This window comes from Gordonia sp. C13 (assembly GCF_023218005.1).
GTDB classification, from domain to species: Bacteria; Actinomycetota; Actinomycetes; order Mycobacteriales; family Mycobacteriaceae; genus Gordonia; species Gordonia namibiensis.
The window spans coordinates 19,290-44,389 of record NZ_JALPSY010000036.1; the positions used below are offsets into that span (position 1 = coordinate 19,290).

Genomic DNA, 25,100 nt, shown 5'->3' on the forward strand with positions numbered 1-25,100 from the left:
CACGAACGCACGGTGGCCCCCGACGCGAACGTCGGGGGCCACCGGGGAACTACGTGATCTTCCAGATCACTTGCGCTTCTTGACCTCTTCGGTCAGCTGCGGGGCGACGTTGAACAGGTCGCCCACGATGCCGTAGTCGGCGATCTCGAAGATCGGCGCCTCTTCGTCCTTGTTGACGGCGACGATGGTCTTCGAGGTCTGCATGCCGGCGCGGTGCTGGATGGCGCCCGAGATGCCCAGGGCGACGTAGAGCTGCGGCGACACGGTCTTACCGGTCTGACCGACCTGGAACTGACCCGGGTAGTAGCCGGAGTCGACGGCGGCACGCGAGGCGCCGACAGCGGCACCGAGCGCGTCGGCGAGTTCCTCGACGACCGAGAACTTCTCGGCGCTACCGACACCGCGACCACCGGAGACGACGATCGACGCCTCGGTGAGTTCGGGACGATCGCCACCGATGTTTGGCTCGACCTTGGTGATCTTGACGGCGTTCTCGGCAGCTGCCGGGACCTCGACGTCGACACGCTCGCCGGCACCGGCCTGCGGAGCGGCCTCGACGCCACCGGGGCGGATCGAGATGACCGGGGTGTCGCCCTTGGCCTGGGCCTCGACGGTGAACGCGCCACCGAAGATGGAGTGGATGCCCACGCCGCCTTCCTTGACGTCGACGACGTCGGCGAGCACGCCCGAGCCGAGACGCACGGCGAGACGGCCGGCGATCTCCTTGCCGTCGGCGGTGGCCGCGACCAGGATCGCTGCCGGGGCGGCGCTCTCGGCGATCGAGGACAGGACGTCGACCTGCGGGTTGATCAGGTAGCCGGCCGCGTCGTCGGACTCGGCGACGTAGATCTTCTCGGCGCCGGCCTCCTTGAGGCCGTCGATGATCGCGTCGGCCGAGCCGGGCTTGCCGACGACGACAGCCGACGGGGTACCGAGAGCGCGGGCGGCGGTGATGAGCTCGCTGGTGACCTTCTTCAGGGCGCCTTCGGCGTCCTGCTCCACGAGCACGAGTACTTCTGCCATGTTGGTTTTCTCCTGAATGTCTGGGGTTCGCCGGATGGACTGGTGGGGAAGATCAGATGATCTTCTGGCCGACCAGGTACTCGGCGACCTTCGTGCCGCCGTCGCCTTCGTCGGTGACGCGCTCGCCCGCGGTCTTCGGCGGCTTCGGGGTGGAGGAGTTCACGACGCTGCCGGCGTTCTCCAGGCCCACATCGGTCGGCTCGACGTCGATCTCGGCCAGCGAGACGACGGTGACTTCCTTCTTCTTCGCGGCCATGATGCCCTTGAAGGACGGGAAGCGGGGCTCGTTGATCTTCTCGTTGACCGAGACGATCGCCGGGAGCTGTGCCTCGATGTGGAAGATGCCCTCGTCGGTCTCACGCTCGCCCTTGAGGGTCTCGCCCTCGAGGGTCAGCTTGCGCAGGTGAGTGAGGTGCGGGAGCTCGAGGTACTCGGCGATCATGGCCGGGATCGCGCCGACGCGACCGTCCGTGGCTTCGTTACCGGCGATGACGAGCTCGACGCCCTCGACGGTGCCCAGTGCGCGGGCCAGGACGTAGGCGGTCTGGACCGCGTCCGAGCCGTGGAGCGCGTCGTCCTTGATGTGGATCGCCTTGTCGGCGCCCATCGACAGGGCCTTGCGGATGGCGTCGGTGGCGCGGTCGGGACCCGCAGTCAGGATGGTGACCTCACCGCCGTCGGCTTCCTTGATCTTCAGCGCTTCCTCGACGGCGCGCTCGTTGATCTCGTCCAGAACCGCGTCAGCTGCCTCGCGGTCCAGGGTGTAGTCGTCATCGGACAACTTGCGCTCGGACCACGTGTCGGGAACCTGCTTGATCAGTACGACAATGTTTGTCATTGGTCTTCGTCGACCTCCTGCGTCGGGTTCGGCAACTTACCGGCGGGTAAGGCCATTGGTCTCCACCACTTTAGCGTCTCCTATGTTCTCACTAAACATCGACTACCTCACACTTTGGACCGGCGTCGTACCTGCACAGGGAACCGACGACGACCTCGGCCGATCGTTCGGTCGGTCGTCGCGGCCGGACGAACCGGGACGCCGCGACCCCATGCCCTACGCTCTTGCAGATGACTGACGCAGACCTCGGTTCTCCGCCGACGGCCGGGATCACCGGTCTGGAGTCCCTCGACGCCGACCAACAGCTGGCGCTGACCGGTGAGCGGACGGTCCCGGGGATTCCCGCGGAGAACTACTGGTTCCGCCGCCACGAGATCGCCTACCGGCACATCCTCGACCGCTGCACGGGCCGCGCGGTCCTGGAAGCCGGCTCCGGCGAGGGTTACGGGGCCGCGATGATCGCTGACGCCGGGGCGTCGTCGGTGGTCTGCGTCGACTACGACACCTCGGCGGTCGAACACACCCGCCGCCGCTACCCGGGGTTGATCGTGCACCAGGGCAACCTGATCGATCTCCCGCTGGCCGACGCGTCGGTGGATCTGGTGGTCAACTTCCAGGTGATCGAGCACCTCTGGGATCAGGCCGCCTTCATCTCCGAGTGCCGGCGCGTGCTGCGTCCGGGCGGCGAGTTGCTGATCTCCACGCCCAACCGGATCACCTTCTCCCCCGGCCGCGACACCCCGCTCAACCCGTTCCACACCCGTGAGCTCAACGCCGCCGAACTCACCGAACTGATCGTCGACGGCGGGTTCACCCTCGAGGCGATGCTCGGCGTGCACCACGGACCGCGCCTGGTCACACTCGACGAAAAGTGGGGCGGTTCGCTGATCGACGCCCAGATCGAGCGGGCCCTCGCGGGCGAACCGTGGCCGGCCGATCTCGTCGACGATGTCGCCGGGGTGACCGCCGAGGACTTCGCCGTGCTCGACGCGCGCGACTCCGACATCGACGCCTCGCTCGACCTGTTCGCGGTGGCAACCCGGGACTGAGCAATGACCATCAGCACGCCCGAAATTCCGGGACAGTTCACTTTCGTCCTGCACTCCCACCTGCCCTGGCTGGCCAACCACGGCCGCTGGCCGGTCGGCGAGGAATGGCTCTATCAGTCGTGGGCATCGTCGTACATCCCGCTGTTCGACGTTCTCGAACGTCTCGCCGACGACGGCTTCACCGACCAGTTGACCCTCGGGATCACCCCGGTCCTGGCCGCGCAGCTCGACGACCCGCACTGCGCGTCGTCGATGTACGAGTGGCTGGCCGACTGGCAGCTGCGGGCGACCGAGGCCGCGACGTCGAATGACCCCGACCGCGCCGACGCGGGCCGTCGTGAATTCCTCGACGCCCAGCGGGCACTGGAGACCTTCGAGACGAAGTGGCGGCACGGTGCCTCGCCACTGATCCGCCGCGTCGCCTCGAGCGGGGTAGCCGAGATCCTCGGAGGCCCCCTCGCGCATCCGTTCGCACCGCTGCTCGACCCGCGGCTGCGCACCTTCTTCCTGCGTGAGGGCCTCCACGACGCGCACGCGCGCTGGGGTTTCGACCCGGCCGGCATCTGGGCACCCGAATGCGCCTTCGCGCCGGGGATGGAAGCGGAGTACGCCCGCGCCGGCGTCGGGCACTTCATGGTCGACGGGCCGACGCTGCACGGCGACACCGCACTCGGCCGCCCGGTCGGCGACAGCGGTGTCATCGCCTACGGACGTGACCTCACCGTGAGTTACCGCGTGTGGTCGCCGAAGTCGGGATACCCCGGCCACGCCGCCTACCGCGACTTCCATACCTACGACCACGAGTCGGGACTCAAGCGGTTCCGCGTCACCGGGCGCTCGGTGCCGGGCGAGGAGAAGAAGCCCTACGACCCGGCCCGCGTCGACGCCGTGATCGACCGCCACGTCGAGGATTTCGTCGGGCACGTCCGCGAGCGCCTCGTCGCGGAGTCGGAGCGCATCGGCCGCGACGCGCTGGTGGTCGCCGCCTTCGACACCGAACTGTTCGGGCACTGGTGGCATGAGGGTCCGATCTGGCTCGAACGCGTCCTGCGTCGCCTGCCCGAGGTCGGGGTGAAGGTCGGAACCCTCGCCGGCGCAACGCGATCCGGTCTCGTCGGCGACCCGGTCGATCTTCCCGCGTCGTCGTGGGGATCGGGTAAGGACTGGCGCGTGTGGAACGGTCCGCAGGTGCAGCATCTCGTCACCCTCAACGAGGAGGTGACCGAGACAGCTCTCGACGCCGTGGCCAAACTCCTCGCCGGCGGCGGTGAACGCAGCCGCGTCGCCGACCAGATTGTTCGGGAAGCCCTGCTCACGGTGTCGTCGGACTGGCCGTTCATGGTGTCGAAGGACACCGCCGCGCAGTACGCTGTGTCCCGGGCGCACACGCATGCGCACGCCACGCGGGAGATCAGCGACGCCGCACTCCGCGGTCGCGACGACGCGGCGGCGACGCTCGCGCAGAATTGGGCGCGGGCCGACAACCTATTCCCCGCGCTCGATGCGCGCCGTCTGCACGCGATCCTGACCGCAGATGCCGAGGGGAGCATCTCATGAAGATCTTGTTCGTGTCGTGGGAGTACCCACCCGTCGTCGTCGGCGGGCTGGGTCGGCATGTGCATCACCTCGCCACCGAGATGGCCGCCGCCGGAAACGATGTCGTGGTCCTGACCCGCCGTCCGTCCGGTACCGATGCACTCACGCATCCGACGACCGACACCGTCGTCGAAGGTGTGCGCGTGATCGCGGTCGCCGAGGATCCGCCGGAGTTCGATTTTGGTCAGGACATGATGGCCTGGACTCTGGCGATGGGCCATTCCTTCATCCGTGCCGGGCTCAAGATCCTCGCCGGCGAGCGGGCTTTCGCAGATTCTTCCACGCGATGGATTCCGGATGTCGTGCACGCGCACGACTGGCTGGTCGCCCACCCCGCGATCGCGCTGGCCGAATTCTTCGATGTGCCACTTGTTTCCACCATCCACGCCACCGAGGCGGGCCGGCACAGCGGCTGGGTCAGCGGCCGCACCAACAGGCAGGTGCATTCGGTCGAGTGGTGGCTCGTCGCCGAATCCGACGCACTCATCACGTGTTCGGCGTCCATGCGCGACGAGGTGAACCGACTCTTCGGTTACGACGCCGCCGACATCTCCGTGATCCACAACGGAATCGACATCCGCACATGGCCGTTCGCGGCCCGCCCGCGGACCAGCGGTCCGGCGGAACTGTTGTTCGCCGGCCGCCTCGAATACGAGAAGGGTGTGCAGGATCTGCTGGCTGCATTCCCCCGTATCCGACGCAGCCACCCGGGGACGACCCTGACCATCGCGGGTGACGGCACCCAGCGGGAGTGGCTGATGGAGCAGGCCCGCAAGCATCGGGTGAGCAAGGCGGTGCGGTTCATCGGCGCCGTCGACCACGACCAGCTGGTGACCCTCATGCACCGTTGCGACGCCATCGTGCTGCCGAGCCGCTACGAGCCGTTCGGCATCGTCGCCCTCGAGGCGGCGGCCACCGGCATCCCGCTCATCGTCTCGACCGCGGGCGGTCTGGGCGAGGCCGTTCAGGAACCCGACACCGGACTCACCTTCGAACCGGCCGACGTCGCCGGGCTCGCCGCTGCAGTACGAGCGACGCTCTCCGACCCCGGCGCAGCAGCCCAACGAGCTGTCCGCGCACGGGCCCGACTGACCGCCGAGTTCTCCTGGGCCGAGGTGGCCGAGCGCACCGCGGCGGTTCACCTCGCTGCCAAGCGCCGGGTTCGCCACCCCGTCGGACGTCCGGATATCCCGATGCGGCCACTTCCGGAACGCGACCCCGGAAAACCAGTTGAGCCCTGATTTGTACTTTTCATAACAAATTAGTCTCTAGCATCACCAATAACATCCGTTTCGAAAACGGACCCTGTTCCGGTTCGCTAGCGTGACGCGCATTGCCCACAGCAAACATTTCTGGGGCGCAGCTTTCCCTGAAAGGGGCACGTTCATGAATCGGAAAACCAAGGGTGCCATTGCCGTCGCGGCGGGCGCAATCCTGCTCCTCGGAGGCATGGGGTCGTATGCGCTGTGGAGTGATGCGGAGGATGTCGCGGGTGGAGCGATAGCCGCGGGCGCGTTCGGGCTCGCCTGTCCCGCAGGGACTTGGACCGACATCTCCGGTGATGTACCCGAGGTCACGATCAATCCTGCGACCGATCTCATGGTGCCAGGCGACACTTGGCGGTATAGCGCCAACTGCACGGTTACCGCGACCGGAAAAAACATGGAAGCCGCACTCTCGGTCACCGGAATCGGCACCGGATCGACGACGCCCGCCACGACGTATGTCACCACCACCACTCAGGTGGGAACAGGAGCCCCCAACACGGCCGTCGTGGTGTCCAATGCCCAGGTCCTCCCGGTCACTGTCACCGTCGCATTCGCCGAGGACACCCCGAACCTCGATTTCACCAACGGTCAGATCAATGTCAGTGGCATGCAGATCATGCTGAATCAGGTCCGTCCGTCGTAGCGCTGGTTTACTCGTGCCCGCGGCCCTGAAGCGGCGGGGCGTCCTCTTCGCGGCCCTCGCGATCGGGGTGGTTGTGCTGCTCTTCGGATCGGTACAGACCACGCTGGCGCTGTGGACCGCGCAGGCGGATGGCCCCGCGTCCGACATCACCACCGGAACGATCGGTCTCGCACCGGGTTCCGGTGGTGGTTCGTCTTTCACTTTTCCTGCACTGAACGGGACCAACGTGGTTCCCGGGCAGCCCCAGCAGGCGGTACTGACGATCAACAACACAGGGTCGGCTCCGCTGAGGTTCCGACTGGCATCCGCCGGTCCCGCGGTGTCGACGTCCGGCGCGACGGTCACCGTCAACTTGTCGGGCGCCCCGGCGTCGACCTGCCCGGGTACCGGAACCCCGTTGACCGGCGCGTTCAACGCTCAAAACACATCGAGTCCCGGCACCACCTTCACCTCTTCCTGGACGCCTCTCGCGAAGGGGGCCACCACCTCGTGGTGCATCCGCGCAGAGCTCGTCTCGGTGACAGGAACTCAGCCGGCGACGTTCACCATCGGTTTCGATTTCACAGCGGAGCAGACCAGGCCATGAACGAACCCCAAGCAGCACCGACTGTCGACGACAGTCCCACGATCGAGTTCGCCAGGGGCGGATCTCTCGATGGCACAGACGCTTCCGTCGAGCTGCCGACGGAGCGACGCGGCGTTCTCCACCAAGTGTGGCAAGCCGTTTCCTGGCTGCTGCTCATCGGGGCCGTCGCGATCCTGTGTGCGACGATCCTGATCCCGAAGATCGCCGGCGCACAGCCCTATACGGTTCTCACCGGTTCGATGAAGCCGGACTATCCGCCGGGCACGCTCATCGTCGTGAAACCGCGGCCTGCGGATGAGATCGGCGTCGGTGATGTCGTCACCTATCAGATTCGTTCGGGTTCACCAGAAGTCATCACGCATCGGGTCATCGAGGTGACCGAGAACCCGCAGGGCGAGCTCCGATTCGTAACCCAGGGTGACAACAACGGAATCGCCGATGCCGAGCCCGTCCGGCCCGTGCAGGTGCGGGGCACCCTCTGGTACTCGGTGCCCTACATCGGTTGGGTCAACAACTGGTTTACCGGCCAGCGCCGCACGGTGCTGATCTTCGTGGCCGCGGGCGCGCTGTTCGTCTACGGCGCATGGCAGTTCATCGCCGATCGTCGCCAAAAGAGCGACGAGAGCGATTCCGACGCCGCACCAACCGATCCGGAGACAAGTGCATGAGTCGTCTGAGGTGGCCGCCGGGCACGTCACGCCGGGTCCGTGCGATGCTGACGTGCGGGATCCTGCTGACCACCAGCGCGATCGGCACCACTGCCCTGTGGTCGACGACTGCCGCAACCACATCAGGCACCTTCACCACCGCGAACCTCGAGATCAAGGCGAACGGTTCTGTCGCGCACACGTTCGCGTTTCCCGGCTCGCTCGTGCCGGGTGACACGACCGCCAACGTGGTGACCGTTCAGAACACTGGCACCGTGGCATTCAGCTACAGCGCCAAGGTGTCTAGCGCCACCGACCTAGGGCGAGCCATGCAACTGCACGTCGTGACCGGCGGCACGGTCAGCGGTTCCGTTTGTACGGGAGGTACGCAGCTGGTCACCGGTGTGCCGATCACTGCCACCGCCACGACGTTTGCCAGCCGCCCGTCCCTGGCCGCGACGACCGGCGCCGAGGCGTTGTGTATGCAGCTGACCTTGCCCACGAACGCTGCCGGGAACCTGGCCGGGACCACCGGAACAGTCACCTTCACATTCGACGCGGCGGTGCCGTGATGCAGTACATCGACATCGAGGACTCCCCGACCGTCGAGTTCGCGGTACCCATTCCTCGCCAACGAGCCGATCGGCTGCTGACAGTCGGTGCCGTTGCCGGCAGTATCTGTCTGATCGCAACACTCCTCGCGCTGGTCTTCGGGGTCCGTCCGATGATCTTCGAGACCGGGTCCATGGCGCCCACCATCCCCACCGGATCGTTAGGACTGAGTCATTCGGTGACGGCTACCTCGATCCAGCAGGGGGACGTCGTCAGCGTTATTCGCGACGATGGCGTGCGGGTCACGCACCGAGTCGCGTCAGTCGACGGGCGTACCGGTAATTCCGTGTCGCTCACGCTGCGCGGTGATGCGAACGACGTCGCCGATTCGCATACTTATGTCGTCACCGAGGTCGACCGCGTTTTCGGGACGGTCCCGCTTCTCGGTTACATCGCCGCCTGGCTGAAGAACCCGTACACGCTTGCTCTACAAGCTCTCGCAATTCTGCTGCTCCTCGCCGTCGCCTTCTCACCGAAACAGGGATGGCGGAATTCGCCAGCAGGGCAGCGAATTCTGGCAGGAACTGCTGCAACCCTGGTCGTCGCGCTGGGCGCGTCGACCGTTCACGGCGCTGGGGATGCTCAAGCGCTCACTGGGCAAGCGACTGCGACCGGTGCGGTCACCGCGGGACGACCGCCGAACCCCTCGGGGTTCAAATGCACGAACCAGTCCTCTATCCTAGGGTTGTACCGATCAGTTGATCTCAGCTGGGACGACCCGGCTGAGAACATCGGATTCCAATACCAACTGACATTCCAGGGTCTATCGTCTAACCCTCCCCCCATTGACGCCCAGGGACAGGGCACCATGGTTTACCCGATCGGGGACGGTTTGATCGGTTCTCTGCTGACCCTCCTATCCAGCGGAAGCAGACCGGTGACATTGACGGTCACAAAAGGCGCCTTCGTTTCTGCCGCTTCTCTTTCGGTAACCCTGAACCGCTATTTCGTGATACCCCTGGGCGTCCTGTGCGGCTCACAAGCTGCGGCGCGTGGCGCTGCACCGGAGTCAATGACCCCTGATTCTTCAGAACCCGCCGAACTCGACGAGTCGACCCCTGCTAGCGAGTCCGCCGATGACGACTCGTCGACCCCCACTCCGACCGCGACGGAACTGCCCTCCGGTGGAGAGCTTTCCGACTCCGGCGATTACACCTACTACGAGTCCGGCGGGAAGGTGACGATCCGTAGCGCGAAAACCGGCGAACGTGAGTACGAGGGCCGGTTCTCCTCGAGCAGCGACGTTCGGTGGCTACCCGAGACCTCGACCCTGGAGATCACCGAACCCGACGGCACGGTGACAACCGTCGCGCGGGACGGGAACCGGTGGACCGAGACCGTCGTCGAACCTGCAACCGCCGGAGCGAAGGCTCCGACCAAGGACAGCGATGCGCCGTCGGACTCGACGCCTACCGCTGATGCCACATCGGTGCCGTCTGCGGATGAACCCGCCGAATCCTGATCAGCAATAGGTATCGTCAGGCGGTACCTATTGCTGATCCCTACCGGCTGCACGGTCGAAATGAGGTCCGGGAGGCCGGTCGCTACTTAGCCCGCTCCGCTGCAGCTTTCTCGGCGGCGGCCTTCTTGCGTTCGATGTCGGCGAGGGCGCGTTCGAGTTCGGCGCGCTGTTCAGCGTTCTTGGCCCAGTCGTCCATGCGGTTCTTGACCACGCGGGCGGGGGCTCCGACCGCGATCGAGTAGTCGGGGATCACGCCCTTGACCACCGCATGCGAGCCGAGGACACAGCCGCGGCCGACGATGGTGTTGCGCAATACCGACACCTTGGCCGCCACCCAGGTGTCGGGTCCGATGCGGACCGGCCCCTTCACGATGCCCTGGTCCTTGATGGGGAGCGTGATGTCGTCCATCTTGTGGTCGAAGTCGCAGATGTAGCACCAGTCGGCGATGAGCGTGGACCCGCCGATCTCGAGGTCGAGGTAGGCGTTCACGACGTTGTTGCAGCCGAAGACGGTCTTGTCGCCGATCTTCAGGCTGCCCTCGTGGCAGCGGATCGAGTTGCCGTCGCCGATGTGCACCCAGCGGCCGATCTCCATCCGGGCAAGCTCGGGCGTGCAGTGGATCTCCACGTTGCGGCCGAGGAACACCATGCCGCGCAGCACGACATGCGGGTTGGCCAGGCGGAACTTCGCGAGACGGTAGTAACGGACCAGGTACCACGGGGTGTACGCGCGATTGCGTTTCACCCAGCGCAGCGAATCGAGAGTGAGGAATCGTGCCTGCTCGGGATCGCGGCGACGGCCGGCGCGGCGTCGGGACCGGTAGGAGGCGTTCCACATGGTGGTCATGGGACAAACCCTAAACGACCGGTTTTTCGCACACGATAGGCTCACTGCTGGCACGTCTCGTGCCGGTGGAACCGACGATGAGGAGCGCCGATGGCATTGGCCCGACCGCAGGTGTCCCGACACCGCCGATCTGCGCTGACCCGCCTGTTCGTCGCCGTCACGGCCGTGAGCTCGCTGGTGCTCGCCGGCTGCTCCGACGGGCACATCGACGTCCGCTCGATCCCGAGCGTCGGCTGGCCCAGCTACGGCGGCGTCCCCGGCAACGCGAACTTCGCCTACGCCGACGTCCCCGACGACCTCACCCTCAGCTGGACGCGCCCCACCGGCGGACCGGTCACCGCACCCGTCACGATCTCGGGCAAGGGCAATGTCGGCGTCACATCGAACGCCGCCCAGGGGTGCAACGTCCTGGTACTCGACGGCCGGTCGGGCCGCAAGAACTTCTGCAAGGACATGCGCGCCGGCGTCGAGGTCAACGCGATGCTCGTCGACCAATACGATCAGCCGTACCTCGGCGAGGAGACCACCTTCCTCGCGTTCAACGCCGGTGGGGCGATCCGCTGGCGTGCGGGCGTGATCGGTGTCCCGCTGTCGGCGAAGTTCGCCGCCCCGAACGAGGTGCTCGTGACTACGACGCAGGGTCAGATCCTGCTCATCGACACCCAGCGCAACGAACTGACCGCGCCCGAGGTGAAACTGCGCGACGACGCCGACCCGGAACAGCCGCTCCTCGGCTTCGGCGACTGCGTGCGCAACGGACCCCAGTGCGCGATCCCGGCACCCGCTGCGGTCGACACCGGCCGGGAACGCTTCTACCTCAACTTCTTCCCCCAGGGCGCGGCGTCCTCGCAGATCCGGGCGATGAAGTACAACAAGGTCGCCGGCAAGCGCGAGGTGCGGACCGCCTGGCAGGCCGACGTCCCGAGCGGCGTCATCGGTACGCCGACCCTATCCGCCGACGGCGCTACGCTCTACGCCTTCTCGCGGGACGGCAAGATCGTCGCGCTGAACACCGAGAACGGGTCGACCAAGTGGACCCAGGACATCGGCGGACACGGCTTCGCGACGATGACCGTGTCGCCCGACGGCCTGATCATCCCCACCGGCTCGCTCGGCGCCCCGCTCACGCTCTACCGCGATGCGGGTGACCGCGCCGAAAAGGTGTGGCAGCGCACCGATCTCGCCACGGTCAGTCTGTCCATGCTGACCCAGCAGAAGACCGCCTGGACCGTCGTCCGTGACCCCGGCAAGGACACCCTGTCACTGGTGGAGGTTTCGACCGACGACGGGGCGACGAAACGTACCCTGCCGCTGCCGAATTCGTCAGGGTTCGCGACCGGCGTCTCGGTCTCCTTCTCGGGGCAGATCGCGACCGCGACCAACCTCGGCGAGGTGTACTTCTTCGACAGCAAGGCCAATCTCGGATAGAGCGTCCGAACAAGAACGCGGGCTGAGTGCCGGAAATCGGCAGTCAGCCCGCATTCTGTTTCAGGTCAGAGGTCCTTGCTCGCCGCGTCGGGATTGAGGAAGAACAACCCCGCGATCCGACCGTCGGCGTCGAATGCGACGCGGAAGACCATTTCCCCGGCCTCTTGCTCGAGCGGGACGTCGACCACCGTGTGCAGGCCGTGACCGCGCACGAAAGGCGTTCCGGTGCCCTCGAGTTCACCCTGGAGAGCCACCACCGACGCCCAGGCGTCGGCGAGTGCGGCATCGGACAGGGCAGCGGTCATCGTCTCGTCGAAACGTGCTGTGACACTGTCCCATTCGGTCTTGGTGATCTTCTCGATGATGTCGAGGGCCATGACGTCGGCGTGGGCGATCGTGACTTTCTGCATGGGTGCTCCTGTTCTGGGGTCGATGGGTTTGCCGAAGCGTTGGAACGCCGCCTGACGGGTGACGCCGACGACGTCGCCGATCTCCTGCCAGGTACATCCGAACTTTCGTGCGGCGCGAGCCGTAACGCTGAGCAATTCCTCTGCACGACGGCCCAGTTGGAGTGCGTCATGGACTCGGGTCAGTGCCGCTTCGCGAGCACCCGGGTCCCCCGGTTCGGAACCGGGCCCGGTTGCCACACTGCGCGCGTACCGCTCGATCTCCCGTGCTGTTTCTTCCACCTCGGACACTTGTAAAGATTAGATTTACAAGCGTCGAGGTGTCAAGCTCCGGTTTACAAGCAGCCGTCAGAACCTCACGCCCGGCTCGCAGATGAATGCGGTCCCCTTGCGTCCGATCCGGGTGAGCACCACCGACAGTGGGCGGTCACCCTTGGGTTTCAGCTTCTTGCGGAGCTGGTCGGGGTCGACGTCGAGGCCGCGGACGAGGATCTCCAGCGGGCCGCAACCATGGGCGGCCAGCGCCTTGCGGAGAACCTTCTCCGTCACCCCGACCTGCTCGATCACCCGGAACCCGCGTGCTCCGGCGGGCACCGAATCGCCGGTCAGATAAGCGATCTGCGGGTCGAGTTGCCACAGACCGAAGCGGTGGGCGTAGTGCTTGACGAGTCCGGCCCGCACGATCGCACCATCCGGATCGACGATCCACTCCCCCGCCTCGCCGGCCGGTACGTCGTCGTCCTCGTGATCGGTGATCTCGAACTCCGTCACCATGCCGTCGGGCCGGGTGCGCAGAACCGTTGCCCGGCGCCGGGTCTCGACCCCCGGCCCCGACCACAGACACGCTTCGCGGACGCCCCCGTCGAGCGAGGTCACCTGCACCTCGCCGTCGAAGCCGAACCGGTTGCGCAGCATCTGATGATCCAGTCCGGGAGCACATTTCACGATCAGCGTGCGGCCCGCGTACGTGGCGAGCAGTTCGAGCAGCGGTGGGGTCAGCTGGTCGAGGCGGAAGATCCGGCCGGCGTCGGAGCGTCGAGCAGGGTCGGCAAGAAGAACATCCGCAGTCGAGGTCGGCGTCAACGCATCAGCCACCAGGAGCGTCGTATCGGGAACGTTGTGGCGCGCCATCGCGAGCCGGACGCGGTCGAGGTCGCTGCCGATCACTCCGGAAATCCCCTTGGCGCGCACCAGTTCCCGGAGCTCGGCACCGATCGAACAGGTCATGTCGTGGACCACCGACGCCGAGAAACGGGTGGCGATCTCGGCGGCGCGGTGCGCGGCGACGACTGACGCTGTCGCCTGCTGCAGCCCGTCGTCGGTGAGCAACAACCCCGCCGGGTCCCGCAGCTTCGACGCGGCTCGCCGACGGTTCCGGACCGTCTCGATCAGCGCGGCGTCGTGTGGTGCGTACCGGCTGCGCACCTCGGTGATGTCGGACAGCATCGACGCGGGGGTGAGCGCCAGACCCGACACCGTCTCCAGCGCCTTCTCACCGTGGCGCGACCGCAGGAACGCGACGTCGTCGAGACTGAAGGAATAGCTCATGATCCTTGCAGGCTACCGTCGTCACCTGCCCTGCCCCGGATCGCCCGTCACGTCTGCGACGATGGCGGATGTGAACGTCCACAACGACCGGCCGCGGCGTCCCCGGCGCATCGCGGTCGCGGGGGTGTCCGGCGCCGGCAAGACGACCACGGCGCGCCGGATCGCCGGACTCCTCGACGTTCCGCATGTGGAGATCGACGCCCTCCACCACGGACCGGGCTGGGTACGTCGGCCCGAGTTCCTCGACGATGTACGGGAGTTCCTGGCAAGCGACGCCTGGGTGACCGAGTGGCAGTACCGCGACGCGCGACCGTTGATTGCCGCGCGTGCCGAACTGCTGGTCTGGCTCGATCTGCCCTACTGGACGACCACTTTCCCTCGCGTCGTGAGGCGTACTGTGCGGCGGCGACTGCGGCGCGAGGTCTTGTGGAACGGCAACCTCGAGGCGCCCTTGCGGACCATCTTCACCAACCCCGAGCACATCATCCGGTGGTCGGTGAGCCAGCGGCACGCGGTCGCCGCGGCGGTACCGCAGCTCCAGCGGTCGGAGCCGGGACTTCCGGTGGTGCGGTTGCGATCCCAGGCCGACGTCGAGGCGTGGCTCGCCGGACTCTCATGATCGGCCTCTACTGGCGCAACTCCACGATCGAGGTGACGACGGTGGTCCGATCGTCGGTGGCCAGCGACTCGTCGTCCGGGTCCTGCTCGGTCAGCACGACGTGTCTGGCGTTGGCGACGTTCAGCAGATGAACCGTGCCCTCGACGTCGAGAGCAATGGGTTCACGCTTCTCGATGGCCTCGCGGAGGAACTGTCTCACCTCCGCCACCGGGTCACTGAAGAGCAGACGGATCTCGAACTCGTCGGACGTGAGCAGGGTGGCCATAGCCCATGGTTGCACGCAGGATGCGGCCCCGGTCCCGAAAACGACGATCGGGCCGCCGCGGAAGCGACGACCCGATCGGTAGAGGGAATGCGCGCCATAACCCTGCGCTTTCTACAAAACGCCGGATTTACTCCGGCTTGGTGCCGGTGACCACGACGTTGTAGAAGAACTTCTGCGGCACGACCTTGCGCAGGACGTTCTCGTCCAGCCAGGTCAGACGCTTCCAGCCGCCGAACGCGAACCGTGCCCAGCCCCAGCCGAGCTTCTCCGGCGGAACCGCGGCCTCGAAGGTGCGGACCGGCCAGCCGAGCATGGCAGCAGCCAGTTCCTCGGTGGCGGTGGAGACCTTGGCCGCACCGGCGGAACGGGCGATACCGGCCAGTTCGTCGGGATCGAAGGTGTGGATGTCGACGACGGCCTCGAGAGCTGCGGCACGCGAGGACTCGTCGAGTTCCTCCTGCGGGCGACGCCAGCTCTGCAGCGGTCCGAACTTGGTGACGTTGGTGGTGACCGCCCACGTCGCGCGGCTCATCCAGCGCGCGTAGAAGTCACCGATGGTCGACGGCTCGCCGGCGAACAGGAACCGGCCGCCTGGCTTCAGCACGCGCAGCACCTCGCGGAGAGCCTGCTCGACATCCGGGATGTGGTGCAGCACAGCATGTCCGACGACGAGATCGAAAGTGTTGTCGTCGTAGGGGATCTTCTCCGCGTCGGCGACCCGGCCGTCGACGTCGAGGCCCAGGTTCTCGGCGTTGCGCAGCGCGACCTTCACCATGCCCGGCGACAGGTCGGTGACCGAACCCTTCTCGGCCACACCGGACTGCATGAGGTTCAGCAGGAAGAAGCCGGTGCCGCAGCCGAGTTCCATCGCACGCCCGTACGGCAGCGGCTCGTCGGTCTCGATGGCGTCGAAACGTCCACGCGCGTAATCGATGCAGCGCTCGTCGAAGCTGATCGACCACTTCTCGTCGTAGGTCTCGGCCTCCCAGTCGTGGTAAAGCACCTGGGCGAGCTTGGTGTCCTTCAGAGCGGCCTGAACCTGCTCCTCGGTGGCATGCGGATTCGGCGCCGGATCGATACCCGGGGTGGCGTCGGTGGTCATGATCGCTTCCTTGTCGCGTGAGTCGGTCACTACTGATGTCTGTATGGGGCTGCGGTACTCAGCGTCTTCTGGGGCCCGCGTCGCTCAGCATCTTCAAGGGTTCGCTTCGCTCAGCGCCCGGTGAACTTCGCCTTGCCGGGGCCGTTCTCCACGAACGACCTCATGCCGATGGCACGGTCCTCGGTGGCGAACAGCGCGGCGAAGAGCTGCTCTTCGATCTTGAGTCCGGTGTCGAGGTCGACGCCGAGGCCCTGGTCGACGGCCTTCTTGGCGGCGGCGATCGCCACCGACGCGGCACCGGTGAACTGCCCAGCCCAGGCGAGGGCGGCGTTGTAGACCTCGTCGGGGGCAACGACCTCGTCGACCAGGCCGATCGCGAGTGCCTCCTCCGCGCCGACGAAGCGGCCGGTGAAGATGAGGTCCTTGGCCTTGGCCGGTCCGATGAGTCGCGCCAGACGCTGCGTGCCGCCGCCACCGGGGATGAGTCCGAGCAGGACTTCGGGGACGCCGAGCTTGGCATTGTCACCGGCAATCCGGCGGTCGGCTCCCAGCGCGACTTCGAGGCCACCGCCCAGCGCGTAGCCGGTGATGGCCGCGACCGTGGGCTTCGGGATCTCGGAGATGGCCCCGAGGTCGCGCTGCAGGCGGCCGGCGACCTTGCTCATCTCGGCGTAGCTGAGGTCGTTCATCTCCTTGATGTCGGCGCCGGCGGCGAGGACCTTGGGTCCGCCGTAGACGACGACGGCCTTGATGTCGTCGCGAAGCGTCGCCTCCTCGGCGGCCGCGGCCAGCTCGGCCTGCACCTGGCGGCTCAAGGCGTTCATCGGCGGGCGGGCCAGCAGGATGGTGCCCACGCCGGGATGATCGTCGGACGTTTCGAGGGTCACGAACTCAGGCATTCTCGAAGGCTACCGTCTGGTAAGTCGGCCCGGTGTCGCAGGCCGGTGTCACCGGCCCCGGAGATCCCACGCGTCACATCGAACCGCCCTACAGTGGGCGACATGGCCAAAGGCGCGGGTTCCGCAGGTGAGCCGATCGAGCTGACGGTGGGTGATCGCACCGTCCGCCTGTCGAGTCCGGACCGCGTGTACTTCACCGAACGCGGCGAGACCAAGCGCGACCTCGCCGAGTACTACATGTCGGTCGGCGACGGCATCGTGCGGGCCCTGCGCGAACGCCCCTGCATGCTGCACCGTTTCCCCAAGGGCGTGAGCGGCAACAAAGTACACCAGAAGCGGGTCCCGGCGGGCGCACCGGACTGGCTGGAGACCACCGAGATCTACTTCCCCCGGTACGGTCGGACCGCCGACGAGCTCTGCGTGACCGAGCTGGCGTCGGTGATCTGGGCGGTGCAGATGTCGACGGTCGAGTTCCACCCCTGGAACTCGCGTCGCGCCGACCCCGAGTCCCCCGACGAGTGGCGCATCGACCTCGACCCGATGCCGGACTGCACCTTCTCGCGCATCCAGCGGGTGTCCCACGTCGTCGAGGAGGTCCTCGACGAGCTGGGCATGCGCGGTTTCCCGAAGACCTCTGGTGGGCGCGGGCTGCACATCTACGTCCGGATCGAACCCGAGTGGGGTTTCCCGCAGGTCCGACGCGCCGCACTCGCCTTCGCCCGTGAGGTCGAACGTCGGGCGCCCAAGGACGTGACGACGACGTGGTGGCGCAAGGACCGCGACCCCGCCGCCGTCTTCGTCGATTACAACCAGAACACCCGAGACCACACCATGGCGTCGGCCTACTCGGTGCGTGGGAACCAGCGGGCGACGGTGTCCACGCCGGTGCGCTGGGACGAGATCGACGACATCGAACCCGACGACTTCACCATCGCCACCGTGCCCGCGCGGTTCGCCGAGCTCGGAGACCTACATGCCGAGATCGACGACGTCTCCTACCGCCTCGACACCCTGCTCGAGTGGGCCGATCGCGAGGAGATCGGCGATGACGAGGACGAGACCGTCGACCTCGACGATGCCTGAGGACCTAGAGCGTGATCTCCGGCGGCGTTTGATCGCCGAGCGTGCGGAAGTACTCGTCGGACCCCGGGAAGCCGAGACCCGCGAGCCCGGCGCCCGGCGTGGTGTTCGGCAGGATGCACTCGATGGACCGCTCGGCGGCCAGCAAATCCTCGACGCACGCAAAACCACTGACATAGTGCAGCTGCGCCCAGGTCGGCGGCATCAGGAAGTGCTTGCCGTCGGCCCAGGTGTCGATCGCGGCGCGGGCGTTGGCCCACCTCGCCACCTCGGCCTCGCTGGTCTCGGCATCGGCCTCCTGCCCCTCGGGCATGGCGGCGAGGAAGAACCGGGTGTCGTACCGACGCTTCTCGTTGACCGGGGTGATCCAGTGTGCGAGCGGACTCAGCAGATCGGCGCGCAGGGTGAGTCCCCGCGCGGTCAGGAACTCCGCGAACGACAGCGACTTCTCGACAAGCCGCTGCCGGTCGTCGGCGAGCGCACCCGGGTCTGCGAAGGACCCGTCGGCGGTGGTCGCGAGCAGGACGCCGCACTCTTCGAAGGTCTCGCGGACGGCCGCACACACGAGCGCCTGGGCGAGCTCGGCGTCGGTGTTGAACTGCGACGCCCACCACGCCGCGTCGGGACCGGTCCAGGCCACGTGGGCGCCGGCATCGCGCTTGTCGACGCCGCCACCCGGGAAGACGGTCATACCGCCGGCGAAGGCCATCTGCTTCACCCGACGCTGCAGGAACACCTCGATGCCGTCGGCGGAGTCACGGACCAGGACGACCGTCGCGGCGTCGCGGATCGGTGCGGACACGACCTCGGGTCCCTGACCGGTGGATGTCATCAGTTGCCTCCTGCTCGACGGTGACCGCCCGCGCGGCGACGGCGTCGAGCGAAGTACCGACCGTCGACCTTGTCGAGGATGATCTGCTGCCGGAAGGCGGCCGTCAGGTTCTCGCTGGTCATGACCTCCTCGAGGAGGCCCTGGGCCACGACGCCGCCCTCGGACAGGATCAGCGCGTGCGTGAACCCCTCCGGGATCTCCTCCACATGATGGGTGATCAGCACGATGGCGGGGGCGTCGGGGTCGGCGGCGAGGGTGGCGAGACGGTCGACGAGTTCTTCACGGCCGCCCAGGTCGAGGCCGGCGGCCGGCTCGTCGAGCAGCAGGAGTTCGGGGTCGGTCATGAGGGCGCGGGCGATGATCACGCGCTTGCGCTCCCCCTCCGACAGGGTTCCGAAGGTGCGTTCGGCGAGATGCTCGGCGCCCATCGACTCCAGGGATTCGACGGCCTGGTCGCGGTCCATGTCGTCGTAGGCCTCGCGCCAGCGGCCCAGGACCGCGTAACCGGCAGAGATGACGACGTCGCTGACGACCTCGTGGTCGGGCACCCGGTCGACGAGGGCGGGACTGGCCACACCGATCCGCGTCGCGAGTTCGCGGATCTCGATCCGGCCGAGCTTCTCGTTCAGCACGAAGGCGGTGCCCGAGGTCGGGTGGACCTCCGCGCCGGCCAGCCGCAGCAGGGTCGTCTTACCGGCGCCGTTCGGGCCGATGATGACCCAGCGTTCGTCGAGTTCGACCTGCCAGGACACCGGGCCGACGAGCGTTTTGCCGCCGCGGACGATCGCGACGTCGCGGAAGTCGATCAAGAGGTCGGGATCGGATTCGGTCACGACCCCTATCCTGCCTCACGCCCAGGCGTTCGACCGGTTCGGATGAGCCGTGTCGGGGACGGCCGGTGTGAGCTGCGTCGAAGCGACCGAGCGGGAATACTCTGACCCGTTCGCCGGGTTGATGGACTACGTGACCGCTCAAAACCTTCCTCTGTCCATCCTGGATCTCGCCACCGTCGGCCGCGACGAGACCGTCGCGGAAAGTCTTGCCGCCAGTGTCGATCTCGCGCAGAACGCGGAGAAGTGGGGATACAAGCGGATCTGGTACGCCGAACACCACAACATGTCGGCGATCGCGTCGTCGGCGCCTGCTGTGCTCATCGCGCACATCGCCGCCCACACCTCGACCATCCGCCTGGGAGCCGGCGGCGTCATGCTGCCCAACCATGCCCCGCTCACCATCGCCGAGCAGTTCGGCACCCTCGCCGAGCTGCATCCCGGCCGCATCGACCTCGGACTCGGCCGCGCGCCGGGCAGCGACCAGCAGACCTTCCAAGCGCTGCGTCGCACGCACGCCTCGGCCGAGCGTTTCCCGCACGACGTTCTCGAGCTGCAGGCGTTCCTCGGCGACGAATCACGCATCGAAGGGGTTCGTGCGACCCCGGGTGCCGGGACCCACGTGCCTCTCTACATCCTCGGTTCGTCGCTGTTCGGCGCACAGCTCGCTGCCGCCCTCGGACTCCCCTACGCGTTCGCGTCCCACTTCGCACCGCAGGCCCTGACGCAGGCAGTCGAGCTGTACCGCCGCGAATTCCGGCCGTCGGAGGTCCTCGCCGAGCCGTATGTGATCGCCGGAGTCGGCGTGATCGCCGACGACGACCCGGACGTCGCGCAGCAGCAGCTGCAGATCGCCCGGCGTAACCGCGTCTCGCTGCTGTACGGACGCGGCCGGACCTTCACCGACGAGGAAGCCGACGCCGTGCTGTCGATGCCCCAGGGTCGCCAGATCGACGAGATGCTCACCTACGCCGGCATCGGGACACCCGACGAGGTGCGCCAGTACCTGAGCTGGTTCGCCGGGCATGCCGACGCCGACGAGCTCATCGTCGCGTCGCTCGCGCCGAGCCGCGATGTCTGGATGAGCACGCTCGGACATCTCGCCCCGGCGAATTCGCCGGTCGCCGTAGGGAGTTGATCCCGGGCGCCGGCTTCAGTCCTCGAGCCGGAAGTCCGCGAAGTCGAAGCCGGGCACGACGACGCAGCTGACCAGAGCCGCCTCGTCGCCGATGGGCCGGGCACGCTGCCACACGCCGGGCGGCACCAGCGCCTGCGGCTGCTGTCCGGCCTCGATGTCGGGCCCGACGATGATCGGGGTCGGGTCGCCGGGGGCCTCGCCGTCGCCGCCGAGATCGAGCTGGACCGGCGCCCCGCGGTGGTGCAGCCAGATCTCCGAGCTGCGTACGGTGTGCCAGGCCGACTGTTGGCCGGGCATCAGGACGAAGTAGATGGCGGTTCCGGCGGCTCGGTCACCGGTGTAGCCGGCCGGGAGCACCGCGTTCGGCAGACCCATCTCGCTGCGCCAGGTCTCGCGGAACCAGCCACCCTCCGGGTGCGGTTGCAGATCAAGGCTTTTCGCCCAGTCCGGTAGCTCGCTGGCGCTCATCTACTCCCCTGTCTCGTGATCAGTTCCCGACGACCTCGGCGATGACGGTGACCGAACCGGGCGCGATCTCGGTGAAGCCGGCGTCGCGGACCGCGACCGCGGTTCCGGCGGCATCGGCGTCGAGCAGATCCCGCCATCGTTCCGGGGTGGCCTCAAGCACCGCCATCGGACACTCATCGAGCCGCCACCGGATCGCCTCGTCGGCGTCGAGCAACTTCGCGGCGAGCATCGAGGCGTGCCCGACCTGTGCGGCGAGTTTGCCGACGGTCATGTCGAGCCCGGGATTGGTCCACAACACCACGCCGTGATCTGGCTTCTCGGTGGGCAGTTCGCCGTCGACCTCGGTGCCGCCGATCTGCAGCTTCTTGACCCGCCGGTCGAGATCGCCGACGCGGCCGGGCACGAACGCACGCGCCTCGGCGTCGCCCTCGGTCGCGGTGACGCCCCACACCTCTTGCGCGGCAGCCCATTGCGCGCCACGCGCCCGACGAGCGATCTTTCGGATGCGGGCCTGACACCATTCGTCCATCGCCGACGCCCACGGCCCGTCGCCGGCTGCGCGGTCGTCGAGACACAGCAGCACGACGGCCCGTGCGGCCGCGGTCAACAGATCGGTGCGGTTCGGCGGATCGGACTTCTCGATGTGCAGCACCATCGCCATCGCCAGGACGTCGGCCGGGTCCTCGGGATCCTCCCCGCCACCGACGTATCCGACGAGGCGTCGATGGTTCGCCACCACTGCATCGGGGGTGACGGGTGGCCGCGTCGGAGCATCCGGGGTGATGGGCGAGCCCGTCACGGCGTCGGGCGGCACCGGCGAACCCGTTCCGTCGGCGCTGTCCGTCATGTCCGACACGTCAGCCGAGCGGGACCCGCCGGTACACGCCGTCGGCGGCGTCCGCGGCCTCGATCTCGTCGCGTGAGACGCCGAGGATGAACAGCACGGCATCGAGGAACGGATGGTTCAGCGTCGCGTCGGCGACCTCCCGCAACGCGGGCTTCGCGTTGAAGGCGATGCCGAGTCCGGCGACGCTGAGCATGTCGATGTCGTTGGCACCGTCGCCGACTGCGATCGTCTGCTCCATCGGCACACCGACCTGATCGGCGAAGGAACGGAGCGCATGCGCCTTGCCGGTCCGGTCGACGATCTCGCCGATCACACGTCCGGTGAGCTTGCCGTCGACGATCTCGAGGGTGTTCGCACGCACGAAGTCGAGTTCGAGTTCGTGGGCCAGCCCGTCGATGACCTGCCGGAATCCGCCTGACACCAGGCCGCAGTGGAAACCGAGCCGATGCAGCGTGCGGATGGTGGTGCGCGCACCAGGAGTGAGCTGCAAGGACTTCGCGACGTCGTCGATGACTCCGGCGTCGAGCCCGGCGAGGGCCGCGACGCGCTGGTGTAGTGACTGCTCGAAGTCGAGTTCACCGCGCATGGCGGCTTCGGTGACCGCCGCGACCTCGGCCTCGCGGCCGGCCTTCGCGGCGAGCATCTCGATGACCTCGCCCTGGATCAGGGTGGAGTCGACATCGAAGACGATGAGGCGCTTGGCGCGTCGGGCCAGACCACCGCGTTCGACGGCGATGTCGACCGAATGCTTCGCGGCGACCTCGGCGAGACCCTTGCGCAGGGCCGCGTCGGCGGCCACCCCGCCGCGTCCGGCCACGCTGACCATCAATTCGAGGCCGGTGAGCGGATAGTCGGCGATACCGCGGATCGAGTCGATGTTGCCGCCCTGGCCGGCCAGCTTCGCGGCGACCGCGCTGAACGCGGTGGCCGTGACCGGGCTGCCGAGGATCACGACGGCATGGGACGAGGTGGTGCGGCTACCGGGATCGACGCCGATCTCCACCCGCACGTCGAAGCCGATGGAGGCCATCGCCTGCTCGACGATCTCCTGCAGTGTCTCGGGATCACCGCTCGCGGAGACGAGCACGCCGAGCGTCAGCTGCCCGCGGATGACCACCTGCTCGACATCGAGCAGGGCAACGGCCTGACCGGCCAGGGCACCCATGAGAACAGAGGTGACGCCTGGCCGGTCGGGACCGGTGACGGTGAAGAGAACGGTCGTACCGGTAGTGCCTGTTGAGTCGTTGCTCACCGGTCAGCGCGGATCGGGATCAGGCGACCCCTCATGCGATCCGACGGTGAACGGCTCGCGGCGAGCCTCCTCCATCTGGCGATCCTTGCCCGCGTCGTGACCCGGGCCGACATGAGCTTCGGCACGCATCCGCTCGATCATGTGCGGGTAGTGCAGCTCGAAGGCCGGACGCTCCGAACGGATGCGGGGCAGCTCGGTGAAGTTGTGGCGCGGCGGCGGTGACGAGGTCGCCCACTCCAGCGAGTTGCCGAAGCCCCACGGATCGTCGACGGTCACGACCTCGCCGTAGCGGTAGCTGCGGAAGACGTTCCACAGGAACGGCAGGGTCGACAGGCCGAGGATGAACGCACCGACGGTCGAGATGGTGTTCAGCGTGGTGAAGCCATCCGACGGCAGGTAGTCGGCGTAACGACGCGGCATGCCCTCGTTGCCCAGCCAGTGCTGCACCAGGAACGTCATGTGGAAACCGATGAACGTCAGCCAGAAATGGATCTTGCCGAGGCGCTCGTCGAGCATGCGTCCGGTCATCTTCGGGAACCAGAAGTAGATGCCGGCGTAGGTGGCGAACACGATGGTTCCGAAGAGCACGTAGTGGAAGTGCGCGACCACGAAGTAGCTGTCGGACAGGTGGAAGTCCAGCGGCGGGCTCGCGAGCAGAACACCGGTCAGACCACCGAAGAGGAAGGTCACGATGAAGCCGACCGAGAACAGCATCGGCGTCTCGAACGTGATGTGACCTCGCCACATGGTTCCGATCCAGTTGAAGAACTTCACGCCGGTCGGAACCGCGATGAGGAACGTCATGAAGGAGAAGAACGGCAGCAGCACGGCGCCGGTGACATACATGTGGTGCGCCCACACGGCGGCCGACAGGGCGGCGATCGCGAGGGTCGCGTAGATCAGGCCGGAGTAACCGAAGATCGGCTTACGCGAGAAGACCGGGAAGACCTCCGAGACGATGCCGAAGAACGGCAGCGCGATGACGTACACCTCGGGGTGTCCGAAGAACCAGAACAGGTGCTGCCACAGGATGACGCCACCGTTGGCCGGGTCGTAGATGTGGGCGCCGAACTGACGGTCGACCTCGAGGCCCATCAGGGCGGCGGTCAGCAGCGGGAAGATCAGCAGGATGAGCACGCTGGTCACCAGGATGTTCCAGGTGAAGATCGGCATGCGGAACATCGTCATACCGGGTGCACGGAGGCAGACCACGGTGGTGACCATGTTGACGGCACCGAGGATGGTGCCCAGACCGGACACACCCAGACCCATGATCCACAGGTCGGCGCCGAGGCCGGGGCTGTGCACGGCGTCGGTCAGCGGCGTGTACGCCGTCCAACCGAAGTCGGCAGCGCCGCCCGGGGTGATGAAGCCGGCGATGGCGATGGTCGAACCGAAGACGAACAGCCAGAAGCCGAGTGCGTTCAGTCGCGGGAACGCGACGTCGGGCGAACCGATCTGCAGCGGCAACACGAAGTTGGCGAAGCCGATGACGATCGGGGTCGCGTACATCAGCAGCATCACGGTGCCGTGCATCGTGAAGAGCTGGTTGAACTGTTCCGTGGACAGGAACTGCATGCCCGGATGCGCGAGCTCACCACGCATCAGCAGCGCCATGAGGCCGCCGATGAGGAAGAACGCGAAACATGCAGTGATGTACATCATGCCGATCAGCTTGTGATCGGTCGTCGTCAACAGCTTGTAGATGAACGAACCCTTGGGCTGATAGCGCTCCGGGAATGGTCGCACTGGAGCCACTTGCGTGGTGGGTTGGTCTACCGCGGTCACAGATCCTCCTCTTGCGCGAGCTCGAC

At 67.0% G+C, this 25,100-nt stretch carries 26 protein-coding genes; 12 read left to right on the forward strand and 14 right to left on the reverse strand.

Annotated features, from left to right (window positions below):
• Positions 1–66 precede the first annotated feature (66 nt).
• Positions 67–1,023: an electron transfer flavoprotein subunit alpha/FixB family protein gene (locus M1L58_RS21460; protein WP_006865682.1), complete on the reverse strand. Its 957-nt coding sequence runs from the start codon at positions 1,021–1,023 to the stop codon at positions 67–69.
• A gap of 52 nt (positions 1,024–1,075) precedes the next feature.
• A complete protein-coding gene (locus M1L58_RS21465; RefSeq protein ID WP_006865681.1) occupies positions 1,076–1,861 on the reverse strand; it encodes an electron transfer flavoprotein subunit beta/FixA family protein in 786 nt (261 codons plus the stop codon).
• Between the two features lie 230 nt (positions 1,862–2,091).
• Here M1L58_RS21465 and M1L58_RS21470 point away from each other — a divergent pair, with 230 nt between their 5' ends.
• The 8 genes from M1L58_RS21470 (at position 2,092) to M1L58_RS21505 (ending at position 9,724) form a co-directional block, all read left to right on the forward strand.
• A complete protein-coding gene (locus M1L58_RS21470; protein WP_248660401.1) occupies positions 2,092–2,910 on the forward strand; it encodes a class I SAM-dependent methyltransferase in 819 nt (272 codons plus the stop codon).
• Positions 2,911–2,913: 3 nt separating this feature from the next.
• The gene (locus M1L58_RS21475) at positions 2,914–4,467 is read left to right on the forward strand and encodes a 1,4-alpha-glucan branching protein domain-containing protein (RefSeq protein WP_248660402.1); all 1,554 of its coding nucleotides are present in this window, start codon (positions 2,914–2,916) and stop codon (positions 4,465–4,467) included.
• Positions 4,464–5,747 (forward strand): glycosyltransferase family 4 protein, encoded by a 1,284-nt coding sequence (locus tag M1L58_RS21480; RefSeq protein WP_248660403.1) that lies wholly within the window; start codon positions 4,464–4,466, stop codon positions 5,745–5,747. The genes M1L58_RS21475 and M1L58_RS21480 overlap by 4 nt, the downstream gene beginning before the upstream one ends.
• Positions 5,748–5,829: 82 nt before the next feature.
• The gene (locus M1L58_RS21485; RefSeq protein ID WP_248660404.1) at positions 5,830–6,417 is read left to right on the forward strand and encodes an alternate-type signal peptide domain-containing protein; all 588 of its coding nucleotides are present in this window, start codon (positions 5,830–5,832) and stop codon (positions 6,415–6,417) included.
• Positions 6,418–6,430: 13 nt separating this feature from the next.
• Positions 6,431–7,003 carry a hypothetical protein gene (locus M1L58_RS21490; RefSeq protein WP_154884732.1) on the forward strand — a complete coding sequence of 191 codons (573 nt, stop codon included), beginning with the start codon at positions 6,431–6,433 and terminating at the stop codon, positions 7,001–7,003.
• Positions 6,907–7,671 carry a signal peptidase I gene (locus M1L58_RS21495; protein ID WP_248660405.1) on the forward strand — a complete coding sequence of 255 codons (765 nt, stop codon included), beginning with the start codon at positions 6,907–6,909 and terminating at the stop codon, positions 7,669–7,671. The genes M1L58_RS21490 and M1L58_RS21495 overlap by 97 nt, the downstream gene beginning before the upstream one ends.
• Positions 7,668–8,222 (forward strand): hypothetical protein, encoded by a 555-nt coding sequence (locus M1L58_RS21500; protein ID WP_248660406.1) that lies wholly within the window; start codon positions 7,668–7,670, stop codon positions 8,220–8,222. The genes M1L58_RS21495 and M1L58_RS21500 overlap by 4 nt, the downstream gene beginning before the upstream one ends.
• Entirely contained in the window at positions 8,222–9,724 is a 1,503-nt protein-coding gene (locus tag M1L58_RS21505) for a signal peptidase I (protein ID WP_248660407.1), read from the forward strand. Before M1L58_RS21500 ends, M1L58_RS21505 begins: the two co-directional genes overlap by 1 nt.
• Before the next feature lie 82 nt (positions 9,725–9,806).
• Here M1L58_RS21505 and M1L58_RS21510 read toward each other — a convergent pair whose 3' ends face one another.
• Positions 9,807–10,571, reverse strand: a complete 765-nt coding sequence (locus tag M1L58_RS21510) for an acyltransferase (protein ID WP_006865672.1) — start codon at positions 10,569–10,571, stop codon at positions 9,807–9,809.
• A gap of 90 nt (positions 10,572–10,661) precedes the next feature.
• Between M1L58_RS21510 and M1L58_RS21515 the strand changes: the two genes are divergently transcribed.
• A complete protein-coding gene (locus tag M1L58_RS21515; protein ID WP_248660408.1) occupies positions 10,662–11,999 on the forward strand; it encodes an outer membrane protein assembly factor BamB family protein in 1,338 nt (445 codons plus the stop codon).
• Between the two features lie 65 nt (positions 12,000–12,064).
• Here M1L58_RS21515 and M1L58_RS23540 read toward each other — a convergent pair whose 3' ends face one another.
• A complete protein-coding gene (locus M1L58_RS23540; RefSeq protein ID WP_248660409.1) occupies positions 12,065–12,697 on the reverse strand; it encodes a DUF3887 domain-containing protein in 633 nt (210 codons plus the stop codon).
• Between the two features lie 57 nt (positions 12,698–12,754).
• The gene (locus M1L58_RS21525; RefSeq protein ID WP_248660410.1) at positions 12,755–13,954 is read right to left on the reverse strand and encodes a THUMP-like domain-containing protein; all 1,200 of its coding nucleotides are present in this window, start codon (positions 13,952–13,954) and stop codon (positions 12,755–12,757) included.
• Between M1L58_RS21525 and M1L58_RS21530 the strand changes: the two genes are divergently transcribed.
• The gene (locus tag M1L58_RS21530) at positions 13,953–14,573 is read left to right on the forward strand and encodes an AAA family ATPase (RefSeq protein ID WP_248660411.1); all 621 of its coding nucleotides are present in this window, start codon (positions 13,953–13,955) and stop codon (positions 14,571–14,573) included. The two genes, M1L58_RS21525 and M1L58_RS21530, sit on opposite strands and share 2 nt — an antisense overlap.
• A 7-nt stretch (positions 14,574–14,580) precedes the next feature.
• On the opposite strand, the gene M1L58_RS21535 is transcribed toward M1L58_RS21530, so the two are convergent.
• The 3 genes from M1L58_RS21535 to M1L58_RS21545 all read right to left on the reverse strand — a co-directional run bounded on the left by M1L58_RS21535 (position 14,581) and on the right by M1L58_RS21545 (position 16,839).
• Positions 14,581–14,838: a hypothetical protein gene (locus M1L58_RS21535; RefSeq protein ID WP_154884739.1), complete on the reverse strand. Its 258-nt coding sequence runs from the start codon at positions 14,836–14,838 to the stop codon at positions 14,581–14,583.
• A 127-nt stretch (positions 14,839–14,965) separates the two neighbouring features.
• Entirely contained in the window at positions 14,966–15,940 is a 975-nt protein-coding gene (locus tag M1L58_RS21540) for a class I SAM-dependent methyltransferase (RefSeq protein WP_006865666.1), read from the reverse strand.
• A 110-nt stretch (positions 15,941–16,050) separates the two neighbouring features.
• The gene (locus M1L58_RS21545; protein ID WP_248660412.1) at positions 16,051–16,839 is read right to left on the reverse strand and encodes an enoyl-CoA hydratase-related protein; all 789 of its coding nucleotides are present in this window, start codon (positions 16,837–16,839) and stop codon (positions 16,051–16,053) included.
• Positions 16,840–16,941: 102 nt separating this feature from the next.
• Here M1L58_RS21545 and ligD point away from each other — a divergent pair, with 102 nt between their 5' ends.
• Positions 16,942–17,922 (forward strand): non-homologous end-joining DNA ligase, encoded by a 981-nt coding sequence (ligD, locus tag M1L58_RS21550; RefSeq protein WP_248660413.1) that lies wholly within the window; start codon positions 16,942–16,944, stop codon positions 17,920–17,922.
• 4 nt (positions 17,923–17,926) lie between these two features.
• Here ligD and M1L58_RS21555 read toward each other — a convergent pair whose 3' ends face one another.
• Positions 17,927–18,751, reverse strand: a complete 825-nt coding sequence (locus M1L58_RS21555) for an NUDIX hydrolase (protein WP_248660414.1) — start codon at positions 18,749–18,751, stop codon at positions 17,927–17,929.
• Positions 18,751–19,584 carry an ABC transporter ATP-binding protein gene (locus M1L58_RS21560; protein WP_006865662.1) on the reverse strand — a complete coding sequence of 278 codons (834 nt, stop codon included), beginning with the start codon at positions 19,582–19,584 and terminating at the stop codon, positions 18,751–18,753. Before M1L58_RS21560 ends, M1L58_RS21555 begins: the two co-directional genes overlap by 1 nt.
• A 121-nt stretch (positions 19,585–19,705) precedes the next feature.
• On the opposite strand from M1L58_RS21560, the gene M1L58_RS21565 reads away from it, so the two are divergent.
• On the forward strand, positions 19,706–20,719 hold the full coding sequence (locus tag M1L58_RS21565; RefSeq protein WP_232716163.1) for an LLM class flavin-dependent oxidoreductase: 1,014 nt from the start codon (positions 19,706–19,708) through the stop codon (positions 20,717–20,719).
• 15 nt (positions 20,720–20,734) lie between these two features.
• Here the strand turns inward: M1L58_RS21565 and M1L58_RS21570 are convergent, their stop codons facing one another.
• From M1L58_RS21570 to ctaD, 4 genes are read right to left on the reverse strand one after another with little or no spacing between them, the layout of a single operon-like run.
• A complete protein-coding gene (locus M1L58_RS21570; RefSeq protein WP_154884743.1) occupies positions 20,735–21,187 on the reverse strand; it encodes a cupin domain-containing protein in 453 nt (150 codons plus the stop codon).
• A 19-nt stretch (positions 21,188–21,206) separates the two neighbouring features.
• Positions 21,207–22,034 carry an aminoacyl-tRNA hydrolase gene (locus M1L58_RS21575; protein WP_248660415.1) on the reverse strand — a complete coding sequence of 276 codons (828 nt, stop codon included), beginning with the start codon at positions 22,032–22,034 and terminating at the stop codon, positions 21,207–21,209.
• Between the two features lie 10 nt (positions 22,035–22,044).
• A complete protein-coding gene (gene serB, locus M1L58_RS21580) occupies positions 22,045–23,286 on the reverse strand; it encodes a phosphoserine phosphatase SerB (protein ID WP_051992482.1) in 1,242 nt (413 codons plus the stop codon).
• Positions 23,287–23,289: 3 nt separating this feature from the next.
• Positions 23,290–25,074 carry an aa3-type cytochrome oxidase subunit I gene (gene ctaD, locus M1L58_RS21585; RefSeq protein WP_248660416.1) on the reverse strand — a complete coding sequence of 595 codons (1,785 nt, stop codon included), beginning with the start codon at positions 25,072–25,074 and terminating at the stop codon, positions 23,290–23,292.
• Positions 25,075–25,100: the final 26 nt, after the last annotated feature.

Coding starts and splice junctions, on each gene's coding strand:
- M1L58_RS21460 (WP_006865682.1), bottom strand. CDS start 1,023: ATGGCAGAAGTACTCGTGCTCGTGGAGCAGGACGCCGAAGGCGCCCTG.
- M1L58_RS21465 (WP_006865681.1), bottom strand. CDS start 1,861: ATGACAAACATTGTCGTACTGATCAAGCAGGTTCCCGACACGTGGTCC.
- M1L58_RS21470 (WP_248660401.1), top strand. CDS start 2,092: ATGACTGACGCAGACCTCGGTTCTCCGCCGACGGCCGGGATCACCGGT.
- M1L58_RS21475 (WP_248660402.1), top strand. CDS start 2,914: ATGACCATCAGCACGCCCGAAATTCCGGGACAGTTCACTTTCGTCCTG.
- M1L58_RS21480 (WP_248660403.1), top strand. CDS start 4,464: ATGAAGATCTTGTTCGTGTCGTGGGAGTACCCACCCGTCGTCGTCGGC.
- M1L58_RS21500 (WP_248660406.1), top strand. CDS start 7,668: ATGAGTCGTCTGAGGTGGCCGCCGGGCACGTCACGCCGGGTCCGTGCG.
- M1L58_RS21505 (WP_248660407.1), top strand. CDS start 8,222: ATGCAGTACATCGACATCGAGGACTCCCCGACCGTCGAGTTCGCGGTA.
- M1L58_RS21510 (WP_006865672.1), bottom strand. CDS start 10,571: ATGACCACCATGTGGAACGCCTCCTACCGGTCCCGACGCCGCGCCGGC.
- M1L58_RS21515 (WP_248660408.1), top strand. CDS start 10,662: ATGGCATTGGCCCGACCGCAGGTGTCCCGACACCGCCGATCTGCGCTG.
- M1L58_RS21530 (WP_248660411.1), top strand. CDS start 13,953: ATGATCCTTGCAGGCTACCGTCGTCACCTGCCCTGCCCCGGATCGCCC.
- M1L58_RS21525 (WP_248660410.1), bottom strand. CDS start 13,954: ATGAGCTATTCCTTCAGTCTCGACGACGTCGCGTTCCTGCGGTCGCGC.
- M1L58_RS21535 (WP_154884739.1), bottom strand. CDS start 14,838: ATGGCCACCCTGCTCACGTCCGACGAGTTCGAGATCCGTCTGCTCTTC.
- M1L58_RS21540 (WP_006865666.1), bottom strand. CDS start 15,940: ATGACCACCGACGCCACCCCGGGTATCGATCCGGCGCCGAATCCGCAT.
- M1L58_RS21545 (WP_248660412.1), bottom strand. CDS start 16,839: ATGCCTGAGTTCGTGACCCTCGAAACGTCCGACGATCATCCCGGCGTG.
- ligD (WP_248660413.1), top strand. CDS start 16,942: ATGGCCAAAGGCGCGGGTTCCGCAGGTGAGCCGATCGAGCTGACGGTG.
- M1L58_RS21555 (WP_248660414.1), bottom strand. CDS start 18,751: ATGACATCCACCGGTCAGGGACCCGAGGTCGTGTCCGCACCGATCCGC.
- M1L58_RS21565 (WP_232716163.1), top strand. CDS start 19,706: ATGGACTACGTGACCGCTCAAAACCTTCCTCTGTCCATCCTGGATCTC.
- M1L58_RS21570 (WP_154884743.1), bottom strand. CDS start 21,187: ATGAGCGCCAGCGAGCTACCGGACTGGGCGAAAAGCCTTGATCTGCAA.
- M1L58_RS21575 (WP_248660415.1), bottom strand. CDS start 22,034: ATGACGGACAGCGCCGACGGAACGGGTTCGCCGGTGCCGCCCGACGCC.